The organism is Streptomyces sp. NPDC001156, from assembly GCF_053598275.1.
Genome location: NZ_JBSFJX010000404.1, coordinates 1 through 3,554 on the forward strand (window position 1 = coordinate 1; position 3,554 = coordinate 3,554).

The window sequence follows — 3,554 nt, forward strand, 5'->3', positions numbered from 1 at the left end:
CTGTGCGACATCCCACGGGTTCCCCTGAGCCTCGCCGAGCTCCTAGCCCTGTGGCCAGGGGGTTCTTCCTGCGTCGATGGCTCGACTGTCTGCTGACGTAACTTCGGGATTCCTGAATCGTTCTCGTTTTGTCTGAGTGATCTGCGGTCTAGATGAAAGCGAGGGGCTCGAGTTGGCAGCGTTAGCGGTCGTGCGGGACCTGCGTGAGCACCGGGCCCCGGTCTCGGAAGAGGAGTTGGCCCAGTTCGAGACTGACGCCCTGGCCGGGTTCGTCCTCGCCCGAGCCTCTGCCGGGCTGGCGGACGGGACCATTCGCGGGGACGTCGGGCACCTGGACCAGATACGTACCTGGTTCGGCCGGCCGCTGTGGGACATGGAGCCCGCGGACGCCGACGCCTACTTCGGGCGCGTACTGCGGGGCTCACCCAGCGGCACCCGCCTGGCTCGTTCCCAGGCACTGACCACGTACTTCGCGTTCCTGGAGCTGCGGCACAAGGTCGAACTCCACGCGATGACCGGCCGGGTGGTCGAGTGCCCGATCGACGAGATGAACCGTCCTCGCGGTTGCAAGGACGCACAGCTGCGGATCCCGCCGGTCGAGTCGGAGGTCGCCGGGCTGTTCACCGGCTGGGCCGGAGAGCTGGCCACCTGTCGAAAGTTCGCCCCGACCGCCAGGAACTACACCGCCTCGAAGCTGATGTCCGAGGTCGGGCTGCGGGTGAACGAGGCGTGCAGGCTCGACCTGGACGACATCAAGTGGGATCTGGGCTCGTTCGGAAAACTGCACGTCCGCCACGGCAAGGGCAAGCGCGGCTCAGGGCCACGGGAGCGGATGGTGCCGCTGATCAACGGTGCGGGCCGAACCCTGCGGTGGTTCATCGAGGACGTGTGGGGCCAGTTCGGCGACGACCACACCCGACCCGGCGCCCCGCTGTTCCCTTCCGAGCGCAAGAACGCCGACGGCTCCTCGCGGAGGGTGGGCGACGACGCCCTTCGCAACGGCCTGGTGGCCGCCACCGGGACGCACCTGCCCGCGTGGGCGGACAAACTGACCCCGCACGTTCTTCGGCACTACTGCGCGTCCCAGCTCTATCTGAACGGTCTTGACCTGATTGCAATTCAGGAGGTTTTGGGGCATTCCTGGATCGCCACGACGATGCGGTATGTCCACGTGCAGCAGACCAAGGTCGAGGACGCCTGGGTGGCCGGGATGGAGCGGGCCGCGAAGCGGCTGGAAGGGCTTGTTCGATGAAGTGGAACCTGCGGCTGACGGCCGCGAACAAGGGCATCTGGAAGGCGTCCGAACTGCAACGCAGCCTCGCCGATCACGGCCTGGTGATCTCGGCGGGCAAGATGTCCGGACTGTGGTCTGGCCAGCCGGTCTCCCTCAAGCTGGAGGACCTGGACGTCATCTGCGTCGTCCTGGGCTGCGAGATCGGCGAGCTGCTGATCCCCGAGCCGCAGAAGGTCGCCCGTCCCGGCGAGGACGGCACTGTCCGGGCCGCCGTAGGCTCCCCGGATCCAGCCCCTGCGGTGGTGCCCCGTCGTCGGGACGGCCGTTCCCTGCCACCGATGTGAGAGGGCCCCGTGCGGCCGAAGTCCTGCCCCGAGTGCCTGTCCTGGGGTCTGCTGTTCGACCGGCGCTGCGGAGCGTGCTCGAACTTCGCCGGCGGGCGCGAGGTCGGCATGTGCGGGAGCTGCTCGGGCCGGTTGCCCCTGCGGGAGGGGCACTGCCGATTGTGCTGGACCCAGGCACGCGCCAACGCCGCAGCGCAGGACGTGCGACCGGAATCCGCCCTCCTGGACCTGCGGCATCAGCAGCTCTTCTTCTCACGCATGACAGCGTTGTGGGACAGGAGTGCCAAGCCGTCGAAGCCGACGGGCGGCCGCCGCGGCCGGCCTCTTCGGCCTGCCCCGGCCCCGGCACCGCCTCCCAGCACCACCTGGTGCCAGCTGGCGCTGTTCCAGATCCGCCGGGATTTCACCCGATGCGGGCCCGAACAGGACGACGCGCACCGACACAACCCCTGGCTGGCCTGGGCCCGGCATACCGCCCACCGTCTAGGTGACTCCCGCGGCTGGCCTCGCCGCACCCGCGTCCGCGTCGACCAGGCCCTGATCATCATGCTGACCGGCCACGCCGAAGGCGATCTGATCCAGTACTCCGAACTCCCTCCGGCACTGCAACCCCGAGGCTTCAGCACCGAACACACCGCCGAGGTCCTCGCCCACATCGGTGTCCTCTTCGACGACCGGCCGTCGGCCTTCGAGCAGTGGCTGGAACCCAAGCTCACCGGCCTTGCCCCCGGAATCCGCCGCGACGTCGACGAGTGGACCCGGCTCCTGCACGACGGAGGCCCCCGATCGAAGGCCCGCGACACAACCACCGTCTCCGGCTACCTCAACCGGATCCGCCCCGTGCTGCTGGAATGGTCCACCCGCTACGACCACCTCCGCGAGATAACCCGCGACGACATCCTGGCCCACCTGGCCACCGTCCACGGCTCCCAGCGTCAGCACACCTTGATCGCCCTGCGATCGCTGTTCGGCCGGGCGAAGAGAAACGGCACCATCTTCAAGGACCCGACCAGCCGCATCCGCGTCGGCCAGCGAGAGGACGGCGTCCTCCAGCCACTGCAGCCCGAGCACATCACGAACGCCGTCGCCGCGGTCACCGGACCGGCCGACCGGGTGGTCCTGGCGCTGGCCGCCGTCCACGCGGCACGACCGGGCGCGATCCGCCGCCTGCAGCTCGACGACCTCGACATCGGCAACCGCCGCCTTACCATCGACGGCCGCACCCGACCACTGGACGAGCTCACCCTGCGGGCGGCGCTCGACTGGTTGCACCACCGGCGACGCCGCTGGCCCAACACCGCCAACCCGCACCTGCTGATCAACAAACGAACCGCCCTGGAAACCGGCCCCGTCAGCAAGAACTCCGTCGCCACCACCGCGCTTCACGGGCAGACCGCCACGATCGAGCGGCTCCGCATCGACCGGCAACTCGAAGAAGCCCTCGTCCACGGCCCCGACCCGCTCCACCTCGCCGCGGTCTTCGGCCTCGACGAGAAGACCGCGATCCGCTACGCGAACTCCGCCCGCCAGCTCCTGGAGACAACCGCCGAGCACCAGGAAAACCCCAGGTCTTGACACCCGCTGGATGCCATGATCTCAAGATGCCGACCGAGACCTGGGACCACGAAGGCACCAGCTACCGATTCCTGACGATGTACGCCATCCACGGCGACGGCTGGTGCCTGGAACTGACCCAGACCAGCGATCCCGCCCGCCACCTCATCACCGCCATCGTCCCCGACGAAGACCCGTCCCTCCCGGTCAAGATGATCTTCTCCGAAGGTGAAGTGCCCCTTCCCCTCCTCCGGCGGTTCCTCGACGAGGTGACCGAAGAAGAACTCGCCTGGGGCAGAGAGCCAACCACCAGTAACACCGCGAGTCAGCACCGAACCCGAGGGTCCATCGCCGAGAAGCATGACAACGGACCCTCGGGTTCCTCCTGAGGACCCTTCAGTTTCCCTGAACTCGCGGAGGTC

The 3,554-nt window shown here is 68.3% G+C and carries 4 protein-coding genes; all 4 read left to right on the forward strand.

Translation table 11 applies throughout. From position 1 onward, the window contains the following. Nucleotides 1-172: 172 nt before the first annotated feature. Genes ACWDA7_RS51295 through ACWDA7_RS51310 form a run of 4 tightly spaced genes read left to right on the forward strand, consistent with a single transcriptional unit; the run spans nt 173 to nt 3,521 of the window. Complete coding sequence (locus ACWDA7_RS51295) at nt 173-1,252, forward strand: tyrosine-type recombinase/integrase (protein WP_450614909.1); 1,080 nt, start codon at nt 173-175, stop codon at nt 1,250-1,252. Next, nucleotides 1,249-1,578: a helix-turn-helix domain-containing protein gene (locus tag ACWDA7_RS51300; RefSeq protein WP_450614911.1), complete on the forward strand. Its 330-nt coding sequence runs from the start codon at nt 1,249-1,251 to the stop codon at nt 1,576-1,578. Before ACWDA7_RS51295 ends, ACWDA7_RS51300 begins: the two co-directional genes overlap by 4 nt. A 9-nt stretch (nt 1,579-1,587) precedes the next feature. Next, nucleotides 1,588-3,153, forward strand: coding sequence for a hypothetical protein (locus ACWDA7_RS51305; protein WP_450614913.1), 1,566 nt, complete (start codon nt 1,588-1,590; stop codon nt 3,151-3,153). 26 nt (nt 3,154-3,179) lie between these two features. Further along, entirely contained in the window at nt 3,180-3,521 is a 342-nt protein-coding gene (locus ACWDA7_RS51310; RefSeq protein WP_450614915.1) for a hypothetical protein, read from the forward strand. Nucleotides 3,522-3,554 lie beyond the last annotated feature (33 nt).

Bases quoted from the DNA above. Each gene is read 5' to 3' on its own strand.
- ACWDA7_RS51310 (WP_450614915.1), top strand. From the start codon at position 3,180: ATGCCGACCGAGACCTGGGACCACGAAGGCACCAGCTACCGATTCCTG.
- ACWDA7_RS51300 (WP_450614911.1), top strand. From the start codon at position 1,249: ATGAAGTGGAACCTGCGGCTGACGGCCGCGAACAAGGGCATCTGGAAG.